Annotated in this window: 28 protein-coding genes; 20 read left to right on the forward strand and 8 right to left on the reverse strand. The window is 55.9% G+C overall.

Annotated features, from left to right (window positions below; all coding sequences use genetic code 11):
- The first annotated feature begins 6 nt into the window (after window positions 1-6).
- Both ACVLVH_RS00150 and ACVLVH_RS00155 read left to right on the forward strand, forming a co-directional pair.
- On the forward strand, window positions 7-1,035 hold the full coding sequence (locus ACVLVH_RS00150; protein WP_462063228.1) for an ADP-ribosylglycohydrolase family protein: 1,029 nt from the start codon (window positions 7-9) through the stop codon (window positions 1,033-1,035).
- On the forward strand, window positions 1,022-2,002 hold the full coding sequence (locus tag ACVLVH_RS00155) for a PfkB family carbohydrate kinase (protein ID WP_462063230.1): 981 nt from the start codon (window positions 1,022-1,024) through the stop codon (window positions 2,000-2,002). Before ACVLVH_RS00150 ends, ACVLVH_RS00155 begins: the two co-directional genes overlap by 14 nt.
- Here the strand turns inward: ACVLVH_RS00155 and ACVLVH_RS00160 are convergent.
- Window positions 1,989-2,729, reverse strand: coding sequence for a GntR family transcriptional regulator (locus ACVLVH_RS00160; protein WP_462063232.1), 741 nt, complete (start codon window positions 2,727-2,729; stop codon window positions 1,989-1,991). The two genes, ACVLVH_RS00155 and ACVLVH_RS00160, sit on opposite strands and share 14 nt — an antisense overlap.
- Before the next feature lie 155 nt (window positions 2,730-2,884).
- Here ACVLVH_RS00160 and ACVLVH_RS00165 point away from each other — a divergent pair, with 155 nt between their 5' ends.
- A complete protein-coding gene (locus tag ACVLVH_RS00165) occupies window positions 2,885-3,274 on the forward strand; it encodes a type II toxin-antitoxin system RelE/ParE family toxin (protein ID WP_498948286.1) in 390 nt (129 codons plus the stop codon).
- A complete protein-coding gene (locus tag ACVLVH_RS00170; RefSeq protein WP_277975150.1) occupies window positions 3,267-3,584 on the forward strand; it encodes a helix-turn-helix domain-containing protein in 318 nt (105 codons plus the stop codon). Before ACVLVH_RS00165 ends, ACVLVH_RS00170 begins: the two co-directional genes overlap by 8 nt.
- A 41-nt stretch (window positions 3,585-3,625) precedes the next feature.
- On the opposite strand, the gene ACVLVH_RS00175 is transcribed toward ACVLVH_RS00170, so the two are convergent.
- On the reverse strand, window positions 3,626-3,880 hold the full coding sequence (locus ACVLVH_RS00175) for a tautomerase family protein (protein WP_225614572.1): 255 nt from the start codon (window positions 3,878-3,880) through the stop codon (window positions 3,626-3,628).
- Between the two features lie 98 nt (window positions 3,881-3,978).
- On the opposite strand from ACVLVH_RS00175, the gene ACVLVH_RS00180 reads away from it, so the two are divergent.
- From ACVLVH_RS00180 to ACVLVH_RS00195, 4 genes are read left to right on the forward strand one after another with little or no spacing between them, the layout of a single operon-like run.
- Window positions 3,979-5,505 carry an ABC transporter substrate-binding protein gene (locus tag ACVLVH_RS00180; protein ID WP_498948289.1) on the forward strand — a complete coding sequence of 509 codons (1,527 nt, stop codon included), beginning with the start codon at window positions 3,979-3,981 and terminating at the stop codon, window positions 5,503-5,505.
- Window positions 5,505-6,440 (forward strand): ABC transporter permease, encoded by a 936-nt coding sequence (locus ACVLVH_RS00185; protein WP_462063422.1) that lies wholly within the window; start codon window positions 5,505-5,507, stop codon window positions 6,438-6,440. The genes ACVLVH_RS00180 and ACVLVH_RS00185 overlap by 1 nt, the downstream gene beginning before the upstream one ends.
- The gene (locus ACVLVH_RS00190; RefSeq protein WP_101761154.1) at window positions 6,437-7,222 is read left to right on the forward strand and encodes an ABC transporter permease; all 786 of its coding nucleotides are present in this window, start codon (window positions 6,437-6,439) and stop codon (window positions 7,220-7,222) included. Before ACVLVH_RS00185 ends, ACVLVH_RS00190 begins: the two co-directional genes overlap by 4 nt.
- A complete protein-coding gene (locus tag ACVLVH_RS00195) occupies window positions 7,219-8,622 on the forward strand; it encodes an ABC transporter ATP-binding protein (protein WP_462063238.1) in 1,404 nt (467 codons plus the stop codon). The genes ACVLVH_RS00190 and ACVLVH_RS00195 overlap by 4 nt, the downstream gene beginning before the upstream one ends.
- On the opposite strand, the gene ACVLVH_RS00200 is transcribed toward ACVLVH_RS00195, so the two are convergent.
- A complete protein-coding gene (locus tag ACVLVH_RS00200) occupies window positions 8,619-9,140 on the reverse strand; it encodes a GNAT family N-acetyltransferase (RefSeq protein WP_498948291.1) in 522 nt (173 codons plus the stop codon). The genes ACVLVH_RS00195 and ACVLVH_RS00200 overlap by 4 nt on opposite strands.
- Before the next feature lie 140 nt (window positions 9,141-9,280).
- Window positions 9,281-9,829, reverse strand: coding sequence for a helix-turn-helix domain-containing protein (locus ACVLVH_RS00205; protein ID WP_061719009.1), 549 nt, complete (start codon window positions 9,827-9,829; stop codon window positions 9,281-9,283).
- Window positions 9,830-9,931: 102 nt separating this feature from the next.
- Between ACVLVH_RS00205 and ACVLVH_RS00210 the strand changes: the two genes are divergently transcribed.
- A complete protein-coding gene (locus ACVLVH_RS00210; protein ID WP_498948743.1) occupies window positions 9,932-10,606 on the forward strand; it encodes an AzlC family ABC transporter permease in 675 nt (224 codons plus the stop codon).
- Window positions 10,596-10,916 (forward strand): AzlD domain-containing protein, encoded by a 321-nt coding sequence (locus ACVLVH_RS00215; protein WP_008109204.1) that lies wholly within the window; start codon window positions 10,596-10,598, stop codon window positions 10,914-10,916. The genes ACVLVH_RS00210 and ACVLVH_RS00215 overlap by 11 nt, the downstream gene beginning before the upstream one ends.
- Here the strand turns inward: ACVLVH_RS00215 and ACVLVH_RS00220 are convergent.
- The gene (locus ACVLVH_RS00220; RefSeq protein WP_137387166.1) at window positions 10,898-11,440 is read right to left on the reverse strand and encodes a GNAT family N-acetyltransferase; all 543 of its coding nucleotides are present in this window, start codon (window positions 11,438-11,440) and stop codon (window positions 10,898-10,900) included. The genes ACVLVH_RS00215 and ACVLVH_RS00220 overlap by 19 nt on opposite strands.
- Before the next feature lie 93 nt (window positions 11,441-11,533).
- On the opposite strand from ACVLVH_RS00220, the gene ACVLVH_RS00225 reads away from it, so the two are divergent.
- Genes ACVLVH_RS00225 through ACVLVH_RS00235 form a run of 3 tightly spaced genes read left to right on the forward strand, consistent with a single transcriptional unit; the run spans window position 11,534 to window position 13,755 of the window.
- Entirely contained in the window at window positions 11,534-12,004 is a 471-nt protein-coding gene (locus tag ACVLVH_RS00225; RefSeq protein WP_498948293.1) for a GNAT family N-acetyltransferase, read from the forward strand.
- A gap of 43 nt (window positions 12,005-12,047) precedes the next feature.
- The gene (corA, locus tag ACVLVH_RS00230; protein WP_101761767.1) at window positions 12,048-13,016 is read left to right on the forward strand and encodes a magnesium/cobalt transporter CorA; all 969 of its coding nucleotides are present in this window, start codon (window positions 12,048-12,050) and stop codon (window positions 13,014-13,016) included.
- A 49-nt stretch (window positions 13,017-13,065) separates the two neighbouring features.
- Window positions 13,066-13,755, forward strand: coding sequence for a DJ-1/PfpI family protein (locus ACVLVH_RS00235; protein WP_498948295.1), 690 nt, complete (start codon window positions 13,066-13,068; stop codon window positions 13,753-13,755).
- A 42-nt stretch (window positions 13,756-13,797) separates the two neighbouring features.
- On the opposite strand, the gene ACVLVH_RS00240 is transcribed toward ACVLVH_RS00235, so the two are convergent.
- Window positions 13,798-14,529 (reverse strand): SDR family oxidoreductase, encoded by a 732-nt coding sequence (locus ACVLVH_RS00240; protein ID WP_192414716.1) that lies wholly within the window; start codon window positions 14,527-14,529, stop codon window positions 13,798-13,800.
- A gap of 159 nt (window positions 14,530-14,688) precedes the next feature.
- On the opposite strand from ACVLVH_RS00240, the gene ACVLVH_RS00245 reads away from it, so the two are divergent.
- The gene (locus tag ACVLVH_RS00245) at window positions 14,689-15,621 is read left to right on the forward strand and encodes an AraC family transcriptional regulator (RefSeq protein WP_336767964.1); all 933 of its coding nucleotides are present in this window, start codon (window positions 14,689-14,691) and stop codon (window positions 15,619-15,621) included.
- A gap of 1 nt (window position 15,622) precedes the next feature.
- On the opposite strand, the gene ACVLVH_RS00250 is transcribed toward ACVLVH_RS00245, so the two are convergent.
- Window positions 15,623-15,754, reverse strand: a complete 132-nt coding sequence (locus tag ACVLVH_RS00250) for a hypothetical protein (RefSeq protein WP_255421535.1) — start codon at window positions 15,752-15,754, stop codon at window positions 15,623-15,625.
- Window positions 15,755-15,958: 204 nt separating this feature from the next.
- Window positions 15,959-16,663, reverse strand: coding sequence for an SDR family oxidoreductase (locus tag ACVLVH_RS00255; protein WP_498948745.1), 705 nt, complete (start codon window positions 16,661-16,663; stop codon window positions 15,959-15,961).
- Between the two features lie 105 nt (window positions 16,664-16,768).
- Here ACVLVH_RS00255 and ACVLVH_RS00260 point away from each other — a divergent pair, with 105 nt between their 5' ends.
- The 6 genes from ACVLVH_RS00260 (at window position 16,769) to ACVLVH_RS00285 (ending at window position 22,165) form a co-directional block, all read left to right on the forward strand.
- Window positions 16,769-17,659, forward strand: coding sequence for a LysR substrate-binding domain-containing protein (locus ACVLVH_RS00260; protein ID WP_498948297.1), 891 nt, complete (start codon window positions 16,769-16,771; stop codon window positions 17,657-17,659).
- Window positions 17,660-17,908: 249 nt separating this feature from the next.
- The gene (locus ACVLVH_RS00265) at window positions 17,909-19,099 is read left to right on the forward strand and encodes a M20 metallopeptidase family protein (RefSeq protein ID WP_498948299.1); all 1,191 of its coding nucleotides are present in this window, start codon (window positions 17,909-17,911) and stop codon (window positions 19,097-19,099) included.
- 16 nt (window positions 19,100-19,115) lie between these two features.
- Window positions 19,116-19,964, forward strand: coding sequence for a transporter substrate-binding domain-containing protein (locus tag ACVLVH_RS00270; RefSeq protein ID WP_498948301.1), 849 nt, complete (start codon window positions 19,116-19,118; stop codon window positions 19,962-19,964).
- A gap of 12 nt (window positions 19,965-19,976) precedes the next feature.
- A complete protein-coding gene (locus ACVLVH_RS00275) occupies window positions 19,977-20,696 on the forward strand; it encodes an ABC transporter permease (RefSeq protein ID WP_309837215.1) in 720 nt (239 codons plus the stop codon).
- A 9-nt stretch (window positions 20,697-20,705) separates the two neighbouring features.
- Entirely contained in the window at window positions 20,706-21,392 is a 687-nt protein-coding gene (locus tag ACVLVH_RS00280; RefSeq protein ID WP_061719022.1) for an ABC transporter permease, read from the forward strand.
- Window positions 21,389-22,165: an ABC transporter ATP-binding protein gene (locus ACVLVH_RS00285; protein WP_064741357.1), complete on the forward strand. Its 777-nt coding sequence runs from the start codon at window positions 21,389-21,391 to the stop codon at window positions 22,163-22,165. The genes ACVLVH_RS00280 and ACVLVH_RS00285 overlap by 4 nt, the downstream gene beginning before the upstream one ends.
- Window positions 22,166-22,339: the final 174 nt, after the last annotated feature.

A 22,339-nucleotide genomic window follows, 5' to 3' on the forward strand; every position in this document is an offset into this window, starting at 1 on the left:
TTCACCATGACGATGACAACGCAAGAAAAACGGATTTTAGGCGCGTTTTACGGCCAGGCGCTGGGCGATGCGATGGGCATGCCATCCGAATTATGGCCGCGCTCACGCGTGAAGCAGCACTTTGGCTGGATCGATCGCTTCCTGCCCGGTCCGGCTGAGAACAACGCCGCCTGCTACTTTGGCCGGGCGGCCTTTACCGATGACACTTCTATGGCGCTGGCGTTGGCTGATGCGATCGTCACTCACGACGGCGAGATCAACGCCCAAACCATTGGTGCGAATATTTTGCAGTGGGCCGAGTCGTTTGATGCCTTCAACAAAAACGTGCTTGGACCGACCTCAAAAATCGCGCTCAACGCCATGAAAGCCGGCACGCCAGTGTCGCAGCTGGAAAATAACGGCACGACTAACGGCGCAGCGATGCGTGTGTCACCGCTCGGCTGTCTGCTGCCAGCACGCGATTTACCGGCTTTTATTGATGCCGTCGCACTGGCGTCGAGCCCTACGCATAAATCGGATGTCGCGATTTCCGGCGCGACGGTGATTGCGTGGGCTGTTTCACGCGCCATTGACGGTGCCAACTGGGCAACGATCCGCGATGAACTGCCCGCGATCGCACGCGCGGCACAGGAAAAGCGTGTCACCACCTTTAGCGCGTCGATGGCGGCACGCATCGAACTGGCGTTAAGCGTGGTCGTGCAGGGCAGGGGCGTGGAATCCACCATGCAGCATATTTACGATCTGGTAGGCACCGGCACCAGCACCATTGAATCGGTACCGGCGGCGATTGCGATGGTGGAATTGGCCGAGACCGATCCTAATCGCTGCGCGATCCTTTGCGCTAACCTCGGCGGCGATACCGATACCATCGGCGCGATGGCGGTGGCCATTTGCGGCGCGCTGCACGGCATCGACAGCATCGACGTTGCCTTGAAAGCCGAGCTGGATGCCGCTAACGCGCTGGATTTCACTCGTTACAGCGCTGCATTCACGCGTTTCCGCCAGCAGCGCGAGGCCGCTTATGTTGACGCCTGATGATCTGCAGAGACTTGAAAGCCGTCTGCCAGTGCTTGTGATTGGTGCGGCGGTAGTGGATGTGATTGCTGATGCTTACTCGTTGCCCCATCGTGGCAGCGATATTGAGCTCCACCAGCAGGGCGTCAACGTGGGCGGCTGTGCGCTGAATGTGGCGATTGCGCTGCACCGGCTTGGCATCCCGTCCATCAATGCGCTGCCGCTCGGCAACGGCACTTGGGCCAGCATTGTGCGGCAGAAGCTGACGGAATATGGCATCCACAGCGTGCTGGAAACGGCGAAAGGCGATAACGGCTGGTGTTTAGCGTTAGTGGAACCTGATGGCGAGCGTACTTTTCTGTCAGTGAGCGGCGTGGAAAATCAGTGGGATGCAGCGCTGCTGAACACGTTGCCGCAGCTGGCCAATCGCTGGATCTACCTTTCCGGCTATCAGCTCACCAGCAAAAGCGGTGATGTGCTGATCGACTGGCTGGAGCAGCAAAGCCAGCCGTATCAGCTGCTGTTGGATTTCGGTCCGCGTCTGGCGGATATCGGTGATGCGCATTTCGAACGCGTTATGGCGTGCCACCCACTGATTACAGTGAACAGACAGGAAGCCGAACTGCTGTGGCATGAACGTTTGAATCAAACAGAACCCATTGATGCGCATCAGTTAATGACGTGCTGGCAGCAGCGATTCGGCGGCGCGATGGTGGTGCGACTTGATAGCGAAGGCGCCGGTTTCGTTAACGCGGAAACACAGGGCTGGATGCCGGCGCTGCCGACAAAAGTGGTCGATACCATAGGTGCAGGCGACAGCCACGCGGGTGGATTACTGGCGGGATTAGCGTCGGGTTGGCCACTGGCAGAAAGCGTTGCGCTCGGCAACGCGGTGGCGTCTTATGTGGTGTCACAACGCGGCGGCGATTGCGCGCCCGATCGCGCCACGTTAACAGCTTACTGGCAACAGCGCCTTACTCCGCAATAAACACATACATATCGCTACGACAGTAGCTAATGCTGTACTCCAGCGGATTGCCCTGCGCATCTAACGCCAGCTGCTTGATCACCAACACAGGTACGTTGTCAGGTAGGGCGATCTGCTGCTGCAGCGCCTCATCAGGCATGCGAGCACTCACTCTGCTTTGCGATTTAACCGGCAGAATTTGTTGCTGGTGGAAATAGTCGTACAGCGAAATGCCAATCTCATCCGCATTAGTGATATAGCGCGCCGGTACCCAGGATTCTTCCACCGACACCGCTTGCTGATCGACATAACGAATGCGTTTCAGCAGATACACTTCGCTGCCTTTGTTCAGCCCCAATTTCTCAGCGATTTCTGCATCGCATTGGATTTTGCTTTTATTAATCCACACGGTATCGGGCTTTTTACCACGCAGCACTGCTTGCTGGGACAAGCCTTTCGGCTCTTTCAGTGAGTACTCGAACTGGGTGCAGATCTGCGTACCGTAGCCTCGAGAGCGCAATACCACGCCCTCTTTTTCCAGCGCATCCATGGCTTTACGCACGGTAATGCGCGAAATGTTCAGCGACTGGCTGAAGTCACGCTCACTCGGCAGGATCTCTTCATGCACTAACACGCCATCACGCACCGCATCTTTAATTGCAGTGGCAAAGCGTTTGTACAGCGGCGTGCGGCTGTTATCAGCAAGGGTAAAAGTCAGCCGCGAAAATAGTGCTGTATGGTCGGTCATAGCGGGCGGGTTCACTTATCCTGGTAAGCGGCAGAACGTCTATGATACTGACTTTCAGGCGATTGGGATACGCCAGTAAGCGCATGAAAATTGATCTTACCCGTAAGCACGACTATAGTAATGCTTACGGATGAAAGAGTGGCAAGGAAGCGACCATGGGAATTTTTCTCACGCCAGAATTTCAGGAAGAACGTTTAAAAGCACGCATCAACGACAAAATTTTGTGTAAGGCAGCGATGTCCATTTTTGCCGGGCTTCACGGCGATTGCCTGGGTCGATTTACTTATAAGAAGCGAGTCGGTTTACCTGGCATCGGTGCTTCTGATGGGGCGCGCTGCATAGTATTTTTCAATGATGGGAAGAATCTTTACTTTTTTGATATGTATTTAAAAAGCCAGCTTTCGAAGAAGAAAGGCAAAGAGTTAGAAGACGATGAAATTGATGCCTATTGCAGCATCGCGCGAGATTTCATTGCTATGCCCGACGAGCTAATCGAGGCGTTAGTTAAAGCTAAAGAGTTGATTGAGGTAAACTGTAATGACTGATCGTTTAAAAAAAATCCAGAGCATGGCGCAACGTTATAATCAGCTTGGCGCAGTGAAAGATGAAACAGTTGCCGAAATTAACGCTGCTATAGAAGCGCGTAACATTCCTCCAGTACGTACGATGAGTGGTATAGAAATTAAAGCAGTGCGACTGCGCTGGAATATGTCGCAAGCAGCGCTGGCGTTAACCACCGGAATGTCTGTGGAAAGCGTATCCAAGTGGGAGCGCAACGAAAGCAAGCCAAACAAAGCGGCATTACGCATTCTCAACACGATTGAAGATAAAGGGCCAGCCGTCTTTATCCTCTGAATAATAAAAGCCCCATTGGGGCTTTTAGGCATACACCCGACTCAACGCTCATCAAACGGCACGCCGCCTTTCGACTTATGATGTTTTGGCGTTTCGATGATGGAAACCGTTACTGAATTAGCATCGATCTCAAACGAATCAGCCACCGCCGCGGTGACGGCTTTTAACAACTTCTTTTTCTGCTCAATCGTGCGACCTTCTGCCGCATACACAACGATTTCTGGCATCTCTGCTGCTCCATAAAGTAAACGTTCGTTTTCAGCATAGCGCAGCAAAAGCACTGCGCGCAGCGTCAATTACCCGTCTTTGCCAGCAATCTGTGTTGAAATGTGTATTGTTATGTTATAACGTAATTAACTCACCTAATTTGTAGCGGCTTCAGTCGGAAATCTTAATGAAATCAATGAAAAATTTGCTTATCGCTTCGGCGTTAGGCCTGGCTTCTTACGCCTCAATGGCGGCTGAACATCAGGATAAAACGGTGCGCATTGCGGCACCGTTTGAAATCAAAGGCGCCGATCCCGCACTCTCCGGCGACATTTTGTTGCGAATGGATGTGGTGGAAACGCTGGTGGAAGTGAACGAACGCGCCGAGCCCATTCCGGCGCTGGCGCAAAGCTGGCAGGTGTCGGCAGATGGTTTGCAATGGCAATTGAATTTGCGTCCCAACGTGCGCTTCCATGATGGATCGCCATTGGATGCGGCCGCGGTGGTGAAATCACTCAACACCGCGCGCAGCAAGGCGGGGCTGCTGGATAAAACGCCGATCACCGCTATCAGCGGGGAAGGGCAACGCGTCACCATCACCTTGAGCGAACCATTTACGCCGCTGCTTTCGGTTTTAGCAGAGAGCCGTTCCCAGATTCTGGCGTTGGCTAGCTGGGATGTGCAGGGCAACATCACCCGCATCATCGGCAGCGGCCCGTTTATGCTGACGTCATTCCAGCCACCGCAATCGCTGGCAGTAAAACGTTTTGACGATTACTGGGGCAAAAAGCCAGCGATTGCGGCCGCCAGCTATCTCTCTTCCGGGCGCGCCGAAACACGCGCCTTGCTGGCGGAAAGCGGCGACGCGGATTACGTATTCAACCTGGATGCTGCCAGCCGTCAGCGTTTAGCGCGCAAGCCAGCGCTACAACTGCCGGCCATTCCGGTGCCGCGCACGCTGATGCTGAAACTCAATGCGGGCGATCCGCTGTTAGCCGAACAGCCGGTGCGTGCAGCGATCAGCATGGCGATTGACCGTAACGCGCTGGCGATGGCGGTATTGCGTTATCCGGGCGCGGCCACTCAGTTATTCCCGCCGAATATGGGTGAATGGCACAACAACGCACTGCAACCGTTGCAATTCAATCCGCAGCAGGCGGCACAGCAACTGCAGGCGGCGGGTTGGAAAATGGGTGCAGATGGCGTGTTAGCACGTAACGGCCAGCGCTTTAGTGTGACGCTGCTGACCTTCCCCGATCGTCCCGAACTGCCGCTGATGGCGATGGTTATCCAGCAGCAGCTGCGCAAAGTCGGCATTGAAGTGAAGATCAACTCCACCAACGCCAGCGAAATTCCGGCGCAGCATCACAGCAATCGTCTACAACTGGCGCTGTTTTCCCGCAACTTTGCACTCACGCCTGATCCCACCGGCACGTTACTGCAGGATTATGCGGAAAAGGGCGGCGACTGGGGCGCGATGAACTGGCATCCGGCCGGTTTTAGCGCGGCGTTGCACACCTTAACGCAATCCACTGACACGGCAGAACGTGCGCAGGCGCGTAACCTGATCACTGCCTCGTTACAGCAGGATCTGCCAGTGATTCCGATTGCCTGGTATCAGCAATCGGCCGCGATTAACAGCAAGCTGAAAAACGTCACGCTCGATCCGTTTGAACGCCACTTTGGTCTGCGTCAGATGGAGTGGGAGCAATGATGTTCAAACTACTTGGCTGGCGCGTAGCGCAGGCAGCTTTTGTGGTGTTGGCGGTGGGATTACTCACCTGGTTTTTGGTGCAGTCCTTGCCCGGCGATATGGCATGGCGTATTGCCAGCGGTCGTTATGGCTACGATCGTGTGGATGCCAGCGCGGTGGCGCGGGTGCAGCAGGAGCTAAGTGACTCGCTGCAGCAGGGCAGCGCGTTGCTGCACTGGCTATTCGATCTGCTGCAGTTCAACTTTGGTCGTTCGCTGGTCTCCGGCGAACCGGTGATGGATGAACTGCGCTGGCAGCTGAGTCAAACGCTGGCGCTGGCAGGTTCATCGCTTTTCCTGACGATACTGTTCACCTTGCCGCTGGGCATTTGGGCGGGATGTCACGCCAATGGCAAGCTCGACCGCGCGTTATTCTGGCTGAGCGCACTGCTGAAATCGGTGCCGCATTTTGCGCTGGGCATGCTGCTGATTGTCCTGCTGGCGCTGCAGCTCGATTGGCTGCCCAGCGCCGGGCACGGCGAGCTGCGTCATTTTCTGTTGCCATCGTTGACGCTGGCATTGTCGTTAACCGCGGTGGGCGTGCGCGTGGTGCGTGAAGCCACGTATCAGGTTGTCAACTCGGGCTATTACCGCTGGGGCGCGCAGAAAGGATTAGCGCCCGCAACGTTATTGCGTCGTCATGGATTGCGCAACCTCGCATCGCCGGTATTGACCTGGTTCGGCATGCAGTTTGTCTGGCTGGTGGAAGGCGTGGTGGTGGTAGAAACGCTGTTTGCCTGGCCTGGCATTGGTCACGCGCTGGTGCATGCCATCTTCGCCCGCGATGTGCCGGTGATTCAGGCCAGCGCCATGACGCTCGGACTGCTGTTCGTGCTGCTGAATATGCTGGTGGATGCGGGTTGTCATCTGCTTGATCCCAGAGGAGCGCGCGCATGACAATTTCATTTTCGCGTCTTATCGGCCTGCTGCTGTTGTGCTTGCTGCTTGGTTTCGCCTTCCTGCTGCCCCTGATTCATCATGGCGACCCGCTGGAACAGGATCTGCTGCAAATGCTGCACGCGCCGAGCGGCGCCAATCTTCTCGGGTTTGATCATCTTGGTCGCGACATGCTGCCGCGCCTCAGTGCCGCGTTGCGCCTTTCGCTGGGTCTCGCGGCGCTCTGTGTGATGAGCGCGCTGCTGGCGGGCGTGCTGGCTGGCGTATTCAGCGCACTGTATGGTGGCTGGCTGGATCGTCTGCTCAGCATGCTCGGCGATATGTGTCTGGCGCTGCCGGGATTGCTGCTGGTGCTGCTGTTAGCGGCGATTGCGCCGGATTCTCCCGGCATGTTGTGGCTGGGGATTTCGCTGGTGCTGTGGGTGGAGTTCTTCCGCGTCACGCGCGCAACCCTGCGCCCGATTGTGCAGGCACCCGGCATGCAGGCCTCAAAGTTGCTCGGTTTTTCGGCGTTCTACCGTTTCCGCCGACACCTGTGGCCAGCGTTAGCGCCGGTATTAACCACGTTGACTCTGTTCTCGTTCAGCAGCGCCATCATGGCGGTCTCTGCGCTTGGTTTTATCAGCGTCGGCGTACGTCCGCCGACGCCAGAACTGGGATTGATGATGACCGAACTGCTGCCGTTTGCCTGGGAAGCACCGTGGCTGCTAATGCAGCCGGTAATCGCGCTGTTTCTGCTGTTGATCAGCCTGAATCTGTTAATGAAAGAGGAGCGTAAATGAAAGGATTACAGGTTATCGGCATCAGCGTCACAACCGCCAGTGCCACGCTGGTGGAGCCGGTTGATTTAACCCTGCAGCCCGGACAACCGCTGACCTTGCTGGGTGAAACCGGTTCAGGTAAAAGCCTGCTGGCACAAGCGGTCATGGGCATTTTGCCTGACGATTTACAGTCCAGCGGTACGCTAATCATCAACGAACAGCGTTTTACCCTGCCGCAGGATGCCGGATTGTTGCGTGAATTATGGGGCCGCACATTAGCGTCGCTGCCGCAGGAGCCGTGGCTGTCGCTGGATCCCACCATGTCAGTGCTGCAGCAGGTTGCGGAAGGCTATCGTTATGTACGCGGAAACGCGAAATCCACCAGCGCACTGTCGGCCCAGCGCGATTTACAGCAGCTTGGTTTACAGGACGCGGCGCCGCGTTTTCCGTGGCAACTCTCCGGCGGGATGGCGCAGCGCGCCGCCTTTGCCGCCGCACGGGCAGGTGGCGCGGAGATACTGATTGCCGATGAACCAACCAAAGGGCTGGATGTGGCGCGTCGTGATGAAGTAGCCGCTTTGCTGCGCCGGGAAGTGGCCGACGGCGGCACACTGCTCACCATCACCCACGACATCGCGCTGGCGCGCCAGTTGGGCGGTGAGGTGATCATGATGCATAAAGGCAAGGTGATTGAGCAGGGCAGGGCGGAACAGGTGTTACATGAACCGCAGCAGCGCTATACGCGTGAATTACTCGCCGCCGATCCCACCGCCTGGCCTGCACGGCAACAAACCGTTATGGGCAGTAAACCGGTGGTGAGCGCTGAGGGCATCCGCTTGCAGCGCGGCGGTAAATCGCTCGGCGTGCCGCAAGACTTCAGGCTGCACGCCGGGGAAATCGTTGGATTACACGGTGCCAGCGGCAGCGGTAAAAGTAGCTTTGGCGATGTGCTGCTCGGCCTGCTAACCCCGCAGCAAGGCAAGGTGACGCGGCATGCGGCGGTCGATGGGCTGAAATACCAGAAGATTTATCAGGATCCGTCTGCGCTGTTCCCACCGACCCGCACGCTGGCGCAAAGCCTGGACGATGTGTTGCGCCGTCATCGCATCGCCTCCACGCGGCGGGATGCGCTGATGGAGCAATTGGCGCTGACGCCGGAACTGCTGACGCGTCGTCCCGATTCACTGTCGGGCGGCGAGCTGCAGCGCTTCTCGCTGTTACGCGTGATGCTGCTGGATCCGGTATTTCTGTTTGCCGATGAACCTACATCGCGTCTGGATCCGCTGGTGCAGCAGCAAACCATCCAGCTCATCACCTCGCTGGCGCGCGAGCAGCAGTGCGCGGTGTTACTGGTGAGCCACGATCGCGATCTGCTGGAAAAGGGCACGCATCGTATGATCGCGATGGAGGCAGTCGCTTAACGTTCTGGCGGCTGGCTGTCGCCGTGACCGAGTGAACGCTGCATCACTACGGTATCCAGCCAGCGGCCATGTTTGAATCCCACTGATTTCATTACACCGGTGTGCTCAAAACCGAGCGCCCGGTGTAATCCCAGCGATCCGGCATTCGCGCTATCGCCAACAATCGCGATAATCTGGCGAAATCCCGCCGCTTCTGCCAGCGCAATGGCTTTTTGCAACAGTGCGCGACCAATGCCTCTGCCGGTTTGCTGCTGATCGAGGTAAATCGAATCCTCCAGCGTAAAGCGATAGGCATAGCGCGGGCGATAAGGCGCCAGATAGCAGTAACCCAGCACCTGCTCATCCTCCTGCGCCACCAGCCAAAAACCGCCGCGCTGCTGCACATCCTGCACGCGATTCTGCATTTCGCTCGCCGAAGGCGGTTCAGTTTCAAAGGTCGCCGTGCCGTGCAGCACATGCCAGGCGTAGATTTTCTGAATGGCAGCGGCGTGATGAGGTCGGGCGGGAATAATGTCCATATGTTCCTGATTCTTAGCGGCGAAAACTACAGCATGCCACCGCGCCGCACGTGAATCATCGGGTTTAACAATAGGAAATTCTGATGGTCACTCTGCAATTCCGTAGTGGCGCCATTTATGGCGACCTGATCAACCTTCGCTCAATTCTGCTCCGACAGCTGCACCGCCATGGTATCCGCCTCTAAGGCTTCGAAAACATGCGGTTCGTCTGCGGGATAGCAAATGTAGTCACCGGGATGCAGTTCGACCGGCGCATCGCGCGGCCCAACCAGCGCCCGGCCACGCGCGATAATCACATGCTCCACCGAGCCCGGCGGATGCGGTTTTGAATCGCGCGGCGCGCCCGGTTGGCTAGTAACCAGATAAAGATCGCGGCGTCCGCCGGGCGGGCAGCTTGCCAGCAATGCCGCCTGATAATCCGCCATCTCCGCTGAGACGATCATGCCTTCGCCACGGCGAATCACCTGCAATCGCTTCACTTCCGGCTCCATCAAACGCGCGAAAGGAATGTTTAGCGCCACACACAGCGCCCATAACGTTTCAAGGCTGGGATTGCCATTGCCCGCTTCGAGCTGCGACAGCGTAGATTTGGCGATACCGGCGCGACGCGCCACCTCTGTCAGTGAAAGCCCTGCGCGCTGACGTTCGCGCAGTAATCCGACAGCAATAATATCAATTGGCGTGGTCAAACCCTCTCCTGTTCTTTATATCGAACGATTTGTTCGTCTTGTAAAACGATTCTGGCGCGTTCATTATAACGGCTTTCCTGTTCGATATGAGATCAAATTGTGATGCGTCTGGGTGCAGTACCGCGTGATCGCGGAGTAATAAAAGCCATTTTCCTGGTTTGTCTTGCCGACGGCATTGTCGGGCTCTCTTACGGTTCGCTGGCGGCAGCGGAAGGGTTTCCGCTGTGGGTGCCGATTGCACTATCAACGCTGGTGCTGGCGGGCGCGTCGGAATTCCTGTTTATCGGCATCGTGGCTGGCGGCGGCAGTCCGTTAACGGCGGCGGCGGCGGGTTTGCTGGTCAACGCGCGTCATCTGCCGTTTGGCATTGCGGTGAAAGATCTGGTTGGTAAAGGCAGCCGCAGTTTGTTGGGATGCCACATCATGAATGATGAAAGCGTGGTGTTTGGTATTTCCCAGCCAAAACTGGCGCAACGTCGTGCCGCGTACTGGATTTGCGGATTAGGTATTTTCACCATCTGGCCGCTGTCGGTAATTGGCGGTGCGGTGATCGGGCGCTTCATTCCCGACGTATCGGCCATTGGTCTGGATGCGGTGTTCCCAGCGATCCTGATTGCCCTGATATTCCCGGCGCTGCGTCAGCGTCGTACGCTGATCCCCGCTACGCTCGGCACCACGCTGTCTGTGCTGGCGACACCGTTTGTGCCAGCGGGCATGCCGGTGCTGTTTTCACTGCTGGGATTACTGAGCTGGCGGGAGCGTAAAAATGCAAAATAATCTGATCATTGGCGGCATCGCGCTGCTGGCGGTAGGCACTTATGCGATTCGTTTCGCCGGTTATCGCCTGGGCAGCCGCATGCAGATGTCGGATCGCGCACGCAATATGCTATCCGATGCTGCCACCGTTTTGCTGCTGGCGGTGGCCGTTACCACCGCGCTGTTTGAAGGCACGCATTTTGCCGGCGTGGCGCGCATCGCCGGCGTGCTGTTTGCGGTGTTTTTGGCCTGGCGGCGCACACCGCTAATCCTGGTGATTATCGGTGCCGCACTAATGACCGCCTTGCTACGTTACTTCGGCGTGCCCTGATCGCGCCAGGTTTGCGCGCGTAATTCATATACCAAACTGGCGGGCGCGCCCGGAACATCGTGAACCTGGCCGTAACAGCGTAGTCCCGCCTTTTCCAGTACCTGCTGTGATGCAATATGATCCTGACGCACCGCCGCATCAATAATCGGAAGCTGGCATTCATCGAAGCCATAAGCGATAACCCTTCGTGCAAACTCGGTGGCGAAACCTTTTCCCCACGCCTCTTTCGCCAGACGATAGCCAAGATTATTTACCGGCTTGCCAGCAAACTCGCGCACCGATAAACCACCAAATCCGATAACCTCATCCGGCTGTTCCCGCAGGCAAATTGCCCAGTTACCAAAGGGAAAGGATTGCCAGTGCGCCAGCCAGCGATTTAACACCTCCTCTGCAAAGGCTAAATCGGGAAACGGACCCGCCGGATTGAACATATTGGTAGCGGGATCGCCATAGATGGCAAACAGGCGCTGAACATCGGTGGGTTCAACCGGACGAAGAAACAAACGTGATGAAGTGAGTTGCATTATCGTAACCTTTTGTAGCCGGAACCGGCGTTATCTTCCTGATGAGTTTTGTTACTGTGATACTCCACGGGTTACTAGCATAGAGGAAAACGTATGAAACCGCGTTTAGCCCGCTGTGATGAAACGGCCACGTTGTGGCGCATCCGCAACCTTGCCATTCGCCACGGTTGCCGGGGCGTTTATCCCGCTGATGTTATCAGTGCATGGACACCCGATGCGTTACCGTCCGGCTATTTCGAGGCGGTCAGAAGCCATCCGTTTTATGTGGTTGAGGATGCTGAATATGGCGTGGCCGCGACTGGATTTCTTGACTTGCACAACAGCAGCGTTGAAGCGATCTTCACGCTGCCCGTCTGCAACGGCAAAGGTTATGCCAGCGCCATCATGCAGGCAATCATCGATGAAGCGCATCAGCGGGGTTTTGATAAACTGACGCTCGCCGCCACGCCCAACGCGAGCGGCTTTTATCTGCGTCACGGTTTTCGTATGGTGCGTGAGACGCTTTATCCCTCAGCGCTGGCGCAAGCCGATCTTCCCTGCTTCGAAATGGTACGCGAGCTTTAAGGCTAAAATGAAAAAAAGTGAAAACAACAAGGACGGCGCGAATATGGTCATTAACTGCGTGGCGTATCGCCACGGTAAGCGTGAAGAGCATGTCGACATCGCTGATATTAGTGAAGTATTAAAAGAAGAGAAATCCTTTGTCTGGATGGGTTTGTACCAACCCGAACCGGCCTTTATGCAGACGCTGCAGCAGGAGTTCAGCCTGCACGAACTGGCAATTGAAGATGCGCTGGTAGCGCATCAGCGACCTAAGATTGAGCAGTACGGTGATTCGGTATTTATTGTGGTAAAAACCGCGCACATGGACGATTTGCAGCGCATCACCTTCGGCGAAACCCACTTCTTTCTTGGCAAAAACTTCCTGATCACCGTGCGTCACGGATCATCGGAAGGTTATGCCGACATCCGCACCAAAGCCGAAAAGAACCACGCATTACTGTGTGAAGGTCCGGGTTATGCGCTCTATTGCATCCTCGATTTCATCGTCGATAACTACAGCAAAATCACCGAATCACTTAACGATCGCATTGGCGGGCTGGAACAGGGCATGTTCACCACGCGTTTTGACAGCGACGCGCTGCAAAACGTTTATCATCTGCGCCGTGAACTGCTGGCGCTACGCAATGCGGCGCTGCCGGTGACGGAAATCTGCCAGCAGCTGGTGCGCTTCCACGAAGATATCATCCCGAAAAATCTGCGCGCCTATCTGCGTGACGTACAGGACCACGCGCATCACGTGATGATTGATGCGGAAGACATGCGCGAAATGCTCACCAGCGCGATGCAGGTGAATCTGGCGCTGGTGTCGGTGCAGCAAAGCGAAGTAAACAAAAAGCTCGCCGGTTGGGGGGCGATCCTGATTGTGCCCACCATCATTTTCAGTATGTACGGCATGAACTTCCCCGATATGCCGGAGTTGCACACGCACTTTGGCTATCCCGCCGTGGTGGGCATTACTGTTGTTATCTGCTGCGTGATGTGGTGGCGGCTGAAAAAGGCCGGTTGGCTTTAACCGCTGAATGCCTGCATTTTTTACCACTTCCTGCGATCTGGAGCGAAAGATGTCCTTTAATATTGGTCTGTTGCTGTTCCCCAACCTCACGCAGCTCGATCTCACCGGTCCGTGGGAAGTGTTTGCCCGCATGCCCAACGTTAACAATTATCTGATTTGGAAAGATCGTCAGCCGGTGATGTCGGATCGCGGGCTAGCGATCGTACCCACCGTAACTTTTACCGATTGCCCGCAACTCGACTTGATCTGCATTCCTGGCGGTCCCGGACAAATTGCGCTGATGGACGATGACGAAACGCTGGATTTTGTCCGTCGTATGGCGGAGAACGCCAAGTGGATAACTTCGGTGTGTACCGGTTCGCTGGTGTTAGGTGCTGCGGGATTGTTGCAGGGATATCGCGCGACGTCGCATTGGGGTTCGCTTGATCAGCTGAGCTTGCTCGGTGCCATGCCAGTAGCCGAACGCGTGGTGCGCGATCGCAACCGCATCACTGGCGCGGGCGTCACCTCGGGCATTGATTTTGCGTTAACCGTAGCGGAAGAGCTGCTTGGACGTGAAATCGCAGAAAATATCCAGCTGCAGATGGAGTACGATCCGGCGCCGCCATTCCATTCAGGTTCACCGCGCAGCGCCTCGCCGCAACGTTTGGCCGAGGCAAAAAGCCAGATGCAGGATTTTATTGCTCGCCGACGTGCGGCGACAGAAAGTGCCGCTGCACGGCTCAAGCGCGAGGAGTGAAAGCTGGCGATTTCAGCCTGAAATCGCCACGGTTGTTACTGCTTAATGTGCGCTGGCAGTAGGGCGCACGGTGATTTCACTGGTATCCACTTCGCCAGGTTGATCGATGGCCCAACTCACCGCGTTGGCAATCGCTGCTGGCTGGAGCGCGATCTGGCGATAGCTTTTCATCGCTTCACGCGCGGTGCTATCGGTGATGCTATCCGCCAGTTCAGATTCGACTACGCCGGGATTGATCACCGTAACCCGCAGATGTTGCGACTCCTGACGCAGGCCATCGGAAATCGCGCGTACGGCGAATTTAGTGGCGCAGTAAACGGCGGCGGTCGGCGAAACGGTTAGCGCGCCAACCGAGGCGATATTAATAATGTGACCAAACTGCTGCGCCTGCATGGTCGGCAGCACCGCCGCAATGCCATACAGCACGCCGCGAACATTGACGTCGAGCATCAAGTCCCATTCATCGACTTTCATTGAACTCATGGGTGACAGCGGCATGACGCCGGCATTGTTGATCATCACATCAATACGGCCATATTTTTCCAGTGCAATATCGGCCAGCTGCTGGATATCAGCGCGTTGGGTGACGTCGGTGGCGAGATAATCCACGTTCGCGCCGCCAAAACGCAGCGCTTCACTTAACGCTTGTAGACGATCGGTGCGGCGCGCGCCAAGCACCAATTGATGGCCTTGCTGCGCCAGATGACGTGCAATGCCTTCGCCTATGCCGCTGCTGGCACCTGTCAAAATAATCACTTTCTTCGCTGTGTTCATGATGCATTCCTCGTTGAATTGACGAGGCTATTGTTGATAAATCACGCAATGCGCAACAGACCGGATTGTGGCGCATCTTTGCCTGATCCTCTCGCGTGCGTTGTGCAAACAGCAGCTTGATGGCTATGCTTTGCCTGAATATCTCAGTGGAAATTATTTATGTCGCAATCCGTGCAACAGCGCACCTGCGCTTTACTCAGCCAGCTGGCGCGTCAGGAAGGCTATACCGAATCACTGCTTGATAGCGTGCGCTTTATGCGGGCCGATCGGCAGTGGGCGCGCACGCCGGTACTGTATGAGCCGAGCATCATTATTATTTGCCAGGGATCAAAACGAGCTTTCCTCGCCGACAAGATGTATCGCTATGATGCGCAGCACTATCTGGTGTTGTCAGTGCCGCTGCCGTTTTCTGCCGAGACGGAAGCCACATCAGAAGAGCCGCTGCTGGGCATCGCGATTCGTCTGGATGTTGCCATGGTAGCGAGGTTGGTGGCGCAGCTGGCCAGCAGTGAATCGGCGGTAACCGCTGCGCCGGCGGGCATCATCTCCACACCAATCAATGAAATCCTGGCGCAGAGCACACTGCGTTTACTGGAAGCGTTGAGCGATCCGCTTGAAGCCAAAGTGTTGGGACCCGCGCGGGTCGAAGAGATCTGTTTTCGCGTATTAATGGGCGAGCAGGGTGGCGCGGTGCGTGCAGCGTTAACTTATCAAGGCCATTTTGGTCGTATCGCGCGGGCTTTGCAGCGTATACATGCCGACTGGCGTCAGCCGCTGGATGTACCGCATCTGGCGAATGAAGCCGGGATGAGCGTGCCGCGCTTCCATCTGCATTTCAAAACGGTGACGCAAACCTCGCCGATTCAATATCTAAAATCGCTGCGATTGCATCAGGCGCGTCTGATGATGATCCGCGACAATCTTACCGCCGCAGGTGCCGCAGCGCGCGTCGGCTATGAAAGTGATTCGCAGTTTAATCGTGAGTTCAAAAGGCTGTTTGGTCGCAGTCCGGCAGAAGAGGCGCGGGAGATGAAGCGGGCGTTTGAGTTGTTACCGCCGGAGCAGCTGTCCGGCCGATTACAGGCGCATTAGCTTAGCGAATGCTCATGATGGCGACGACCATCAAAATCCAGAATACCGCGCAGCCGGTAAACATCATTTGCCAAACTACACGGCGTTCGACTGTCAGAAAAGAAGAGAAACGTGAACGTAAAATCGATTGCATAGCGACCTCAAATCAGAATTTAAGAAGAAAGTTTGTTGGCTGAAGTAAGAAATCCCTGTCAGCGAATCAGACTATTCTGTCTTTTATCTGGTAATGAAATCGACGAGACCAGTCTTGTTTTTGGTCTGGAATGTAAACCATAAATAAAAGAAAAGCCGCACAGGGCGCTGATCCCTGAGCGGCTGAACACTACGCATTGACTCGCTAAACGTTGCGCGTCACGCCACCATCAACACGAATATTCTGAGCGGTAATATAGGCTGCGCCAGGCGAAGCCAGGAAGGCGATGGTCGCCGCCACTTCTTCAGACGTGCCGTAACGCTGTAATGGCACGCTATCCTGACGTTCACCGGTTTTCGGCAAGCTGTCGATCCAGCCAGGCAGCACATTGTTGATGCGGATGTTATCGGCCGCGTAGGCATCAGCAAAGATTTTGGTGAAGGATGCCAGGCCGGCGCGGAACACCGCTGAGGTCGGGAACATATCGGTTGGCTCAAACGTCCACGCGGAGGAGATGTTGATAATGCTGCCGCCGCCTTGTTTCTGCATAATTGGCGTGACCAGACGCGTGGCGCGTACCACATTTAAAAAATAGGTTTCCATGCCAAGCTGCCACTGCTCATCGGTTAACGCCAAAATCGGCGCGCGCGGACCATGACCGGCGCTGTTCACCAGCACATCTATTCGGCCCCAGCGCGCCAGCGTTTGATCCACCAGCTTCTGCAGATCCGCTACCGACTGATTAGAACCGGTCACGCCCAAACCGCCCAGACGCTCCGCCAGCGCTTCACCTTTGCCGGAGGAGGAGAGGATTGCCACTTTATAGCCATCGCTTGCCAGTTTCTCGGCTGCTGCTGCACCCATGCCGCTGCCACCGGCGACGATTATTGCAACTTTTTCTGCTGTCATCATTAATCTTCCTGTTAATTAAAAATCGATTAAACCCAGTATAAAAGGTAATTTTGGTAGCAGAGAGTCAGTCTGTTTGCCAATTGACGATAGGAAAACTACAGGATGAGTCAGGGATTCAGCGAACTACCGCCGCTCAACGGGTTGAAAGTGTTTGAAGCGGTGACGCGCCATCTTAACTTTCGCCTGGCGGCGGAAGAGTTAGGCGTCACACAGGGCGCGGTGGCGCAGCAAATTCGTGCTCTGGAAGCCAACCTTGGACTGAAATTGTTTGATCGATTGCCGCGCACGCTGGCGCTGACCGGCGCGGGTGCGGGCTATGCGGTCAGCATTCGTCAGGCATTTGAATTGATCGATGAAGCCACGCGCACGCTGCGGCCAGAACCGAATCGCTTAACGCTGAGCGTTACACCTACCTTTGCCAGCCGCTGGATGCTGCCGCGTTTACCGGGCTTTACCACCGCATGGCCGGATATCGATCTGCGCGTGATGGCTTCTGAGCGGCTGGTGCAGTTTCATCATGAAGGCGTCGATTTAGCGGTGCGTTATGGCAGGCCACCGTTTGGCGCAGGTCTTGATGCCACTTTGCTGTTTAGCCAAACGGTATTAGCGGTGGTGAGTCCTATGCTGTTAGCTGAGCTTGGCGATCCGGCAGCAAGCGACAACTTTCAGCGCTACGCCTTGTTGCACGATGGTCACCATCTGTGGCCTGCATTTCTCGCGTTTACCTTCCCGAATTTATCGCTGCATCATCAGCATCACCTGCGTTTCAATCAAACCGCGCTGGCGCTGGAAGCGGCGATCAGCGGGCAGGGCATTGCGCTCACCAGCCCGCATTTCGTGCAGAACGATCTCGCCAGCGGACGGTTGGTGCCCGCGTTTACGCAGCAAATGACCCTGGATGCCGGTTGGTATCTGGTGTGGCCGCGCCGTCCGCGCCAGCAGGCGCCGGTGATGGCGGTGCGCGATTGGCTTTTAGCGCAGGTTAGCGGCTGATATTTGTTCAATAACGAAATCAGTAAAACTGATGATCCACGCAGGATCATGAATGTTATAACTGCTTAATGATGCAGACATGGGGTTTTATCCTGTCAAGGCAGTGAATTAGCAAAATATTGCGAAAATTCAGCAAGTAAAGCAACGGATTGCGCGTTGCATTCTGCCGGGGGGTGTGAATAAATACGGAGTCAATTTTAATAAAAATGCCATAAAGGCCAGGTTTACGCCTGAAAAAGATCTTTGCATATGACCGATTATAAAGATGTTTTAGCCAGGGACATCAGCGCCAAAAGTGAAAGCATGCAGGCGCATCTCATCGCCATCCGCCGTGATATACACGCGCATCCGGAGCTGGGTTTCGACACCGTCCGCACCGCCCACATCGTTGAGCAGGAACTGCTGCGCCTGGATCTGACGCCGCAAACCGGCGTTGGCAGAAGTGGCGTGATGGTTGATATTGTCGGCGCGCATCCCGGTAAAACCGTGCTGTTACGCGCGGATATGGATGCGTTGCCAATCCACGAACAAACCGGCTTACCTTTCAGCAGCCAATATCCCGGCAAAATGCACGCCTGCGGCCACGATATTCACACCGCGACGATGCTCGGCGTGGCGGCGATAGTGCCGCACTATCGCGCGCAGCTGCATGGCACGTTACGTTTGATTTTCCAGCCAGCAGAAGAGACGCCCGATAGCGGGGCCGAAGCGATGATCGCTGATGGCGCGGCAGATGGCGTCGATCTGGCCATCACGCTGCACAACAAACCGGAACTGGCCGCCGGTGAAATCGGCTTAACGCGCGGCGCCAGCACCGCTTCCAGCGATGAGTTTGATGTGGTAGTGCACGGTAAATCAACGCACGCGGCCCGTCCGCACATGGGAACCGATCCGATCATTGCTGCAGTCAATCTGGTGAGCCAGCTGCAAACCATTATTTCGCGCGAACTCGATCCCGCCAATTCAGCGGTGCTGACCATCGGCCATATTCATGGCGGCACCACTCACAATATTATTTCCGATAGCTGCCTGATTCAGGGCACAGTGCGCGCCAAATCACCGGCGGCGCGTGCGCACATTGAAGAGGCGTTCAAACGTATCTGCGCGGGCGTCGCGCTGTCGCTGAATGTGCGCGTTGAGGTCAATTATCAGCGCGGTGTACCGCCGTTGATGAACGACGATGCGCTGATTGATGCGCTGGAACCGATTTTGTCGCATCAGTTTGGTAAAGCAATTATCGCCAAACCGAGCGCCAGCTTTGGTGCCGAAGATTTCTCGCTGTTTACCGAGCGCGCGCCAGGTTGCCAAATCCACATTGGATCCGGTGCACCGGGACGCGACGACCATCTGCATAATTCGGATTACCAACCCGACGAGCGCAGTATCCATGCCGGCACGCAGGCATTAGCCCGTTTAGCCATTGATTTACTCTCAAAATAACGAACTTCGAGGTTTTATGATGACGCGTAAAGGACTGTTTACCGCTTCCGTGGGCATGCTGCTGCTTGCCTCTTCCGCTCTGGTGCAGGCAAAAGATTTTGGCACGCTGAAATTCGCCACCGAAGCCGCTTATCCGCCATTTAACCAATCTACGCCGAACGGCAAAATCGTCGGTTATGAGCCGGACATGGTGGCTGAAATCGCTAAACGAGCCGGTTTCAAATACGAAATCGTGGCACAGAAATGGTCCGGTATGATTCCGGGTTTAGTCGACGGCAAATATGACGCGGTAATCGATGCCGTGACCGTCACGCCGAAGCGTGAAGAAGTGGTAGATTTCTCCCGCCAGTACACCGTCAGTGTTTCAGGTTTCGTCACCCTGAAGGGCAGCGCGGTTGATACCTTGCCAGGCAATGGCGAAGTGGTGCTGGCGGATGACGAAGCCGCGATGACCAAATCTATCGATGCGCTGAAAGCCAAATTCAAAGGCAAAACCATTGCGGTGCAGGTTGCTACCATTCAAGCGGACTTCCTCAACAAATATCTGGCGGATGTGGCGACGATTCGCACGTATCAGGCCGGCCCGGAAACCTTCGCCGATCTGCTGAATGGCCGCGTTGATGCGGTAATGGCATCACGCACTAACCTGAATGCCTATGTGAAAAAGCATGCGGATACGGTGAACAGCACTGGTTACGGTTTCTCGGGCGGCGTGTTGGGCCAGGGTTCCGCTATCGCGATTCAGAAAAACAATCCGGAGCTGAAAGCGGCGCTGGATTCGGCGTTAAATTCCATGATCAAAGATGGCACGCTGAAGCAGCTGTCTGAAAAATGGTTCGGCGAAAACGTCGCACCTAAAGAGTAATTCCAGGCGCTTATGGCTATTGATTGGCAAATCTTAAGTTTCGGTGACGAAGGTTGGGGCGGCGTGTTGCTTAACGCCGCCACGGTAACCGTCACCGTTTCATTGTGTGCATGGCTGCTGGGCGCAATCCTTGGCAGCCTGCTGTGCTGGATGCAGATTGGTGGCGGCCGCTGGCAGCAGCGGCTCGCCAACGGCTACATCACGCTGTTTCGTGGTGTGCCGGAGCTGCTGGTGATCTACCTGTTCTATTTTGGTGGACGTCAGGTGGTGTCGTTTGTCGGGGAAAGTCTCGGCTTGCAAGGTCCGTTCGACGTGAACGGCTTTGTCGCCGGCGCGATTGCCATCGGCCTGATCTCCGGCGCATATCAAAGTAGTGTGTTTCGCGGTGCGTTCTACGCAATCCCGAAAGGGACGCTGGAAGCCGCAACGGTTACGGGCATGGGCCGATTGATGCTGTTCCGCCGCATGATCGTGCCGCAGGCGCTGAAAACCGCGCTGCCGGGCATGGGCAATCAGTGGCAATCGGTGATCAAGGAGTCGGCGCTGGTTTCGGTCACTGGTTTGGTGGAAACCATGAACCAGATCTCCACCGCCTCCAACTCGACGCAAATGCCGTTCTTCTTCTACAGCGTTGGTGCGGTGATCTACCTGATCATCACCACCTGTTCCGATTTTGTTTTCCGCTATGTGGAAAAAGTGGCCATGCGCGGGCAACAACGCGCGCGGTTGTAAGGAGCCACGATGGATGTCACTTTCCTGCAGCACACCTTAGCTGCACTGCTGCGCGGCCTGCCGCTGACGCTGAATCTGGCGCTGCTGTCACTGTTGGGCGGCGGCGTATTGGCGCTGCTGCTCAATCTGCTGCGGCAGAATCGCTTCGGAAGCTACGTTACGCGCTTTTATGTCTGGGTGTTTCGCGGCACGCCGCTGCTGATTCAGATCTTCATGATCTATTACGGCCTCGGCAGCTTGCCAGCGGTGCGCGAAAGCGTGCTGTGGCCGCTGTTGCGCGATCCTTACTGGTGCGGTTTGATTGCATTAATCCTTAACGATGCGGCTTACACCTCGGAGATTCTGCGCGGCGGGTTAAACGCAGTGAGCGTGCAGTCGCTGGAAGCTGCCAAAGTGAGCGGTATGTCGCGCTTCACCACGCTGCGCCGCATTACGCTGCCGCTGGCGGTACGTCAGGCATTACCGGCTTACAGCAATGAAATTATCTCGATGATCAAATCGACCTCGCTGGTCAGCACCATCAGTTTGATGGAGATGACCGGCATCGCTGATTCAATCGTCTCTGAGACCTTCCGCGCGCTGGAGGTGTTTATTAGCGCGGCGATTATCTATCTGCTACTGACCGTGCTGGTGAGTAAAGCGGTGGCGCTGCTGGAGCGCCGTTTGTCCCCTTATCACGTTGGAGCACGTCCATGAGTAAACCCACTATCGCCCTGAGTCATCTCAGAAAAAGTTATAGCGGGCACGAAGTGCTGCACGATATTAGCCTGACGGCCCAGGATGGCGACGTGATTTCGCTGATTGGTGCCAGCGGCTCTGGCAAGAGTACCTTATTGCGCTGCATTCCATTTTTAGAAGTGCCGCAGGGCGGGGAAATCGCGGTGGGTGACGAAGTGGTCACTATCGATAATCCCGATGAGAAGTTGAGCCGCGAGCAGCAGCGCCGTATCAAGCTGATGCGTATGCAGCTCGGTTTTGTCTTCCAGGGTTTCAACCTATGGCCGCACAAAACCGTGCTGCAGAACATCATCGAAGCGCCAATTCATGTGCAGAAGCGCAGCAGTAAAGAGGCGATTGAAGAGGCCGAAGCGCTGCTGCAAAAAGTGGGATTGTACGAGAAGCGTAACGCGTGGCCATCGCAGCTCTCGGGTGGTCAGCAACAGCGCGTGGCGATTGCCCGTGCGCTGGCGCAGCAGCCGAAAGCCATTCTGTTTGATGAGCCAACCTCCGCGCTTGATCCTGAGCTGGTAGGCGAAGTGTTGCGCGTGATTCGTAGCCTGGCGGAAGAGGGGCGCACCATGATCATCGTCACACACGAAATGGGCTTTGCACGCGATGTCTCGAACAAAGCGGTGTTCCTGCATCAGGGCAAGATTGAGGAAGCCGGTTCGCCGCAGCAGGTGTTCAGCGATCCCCTTTCCGCGCGCTGTCGCGCATTTGTGAGTAGTCACTTACAGCGCAATAGTTAACAACAGTTTCATTTCCCTTCGCACCAGCAACGAGAGTGAGCTGGTGCATTTCTTCTGCGTCTCATGTTTTACCTAAATTTCTTCCCAATTGCAGCCATTGCTCTAGCAACGGGTGGTCCGGATAGCAGCAACCACGCGCCAGGCACACTTCTGAAAACACGCGACGACCGGGAA

The sequence above is a fragment of the Kluyvera sp. 1366 genome, assembly GCF_054823405.1.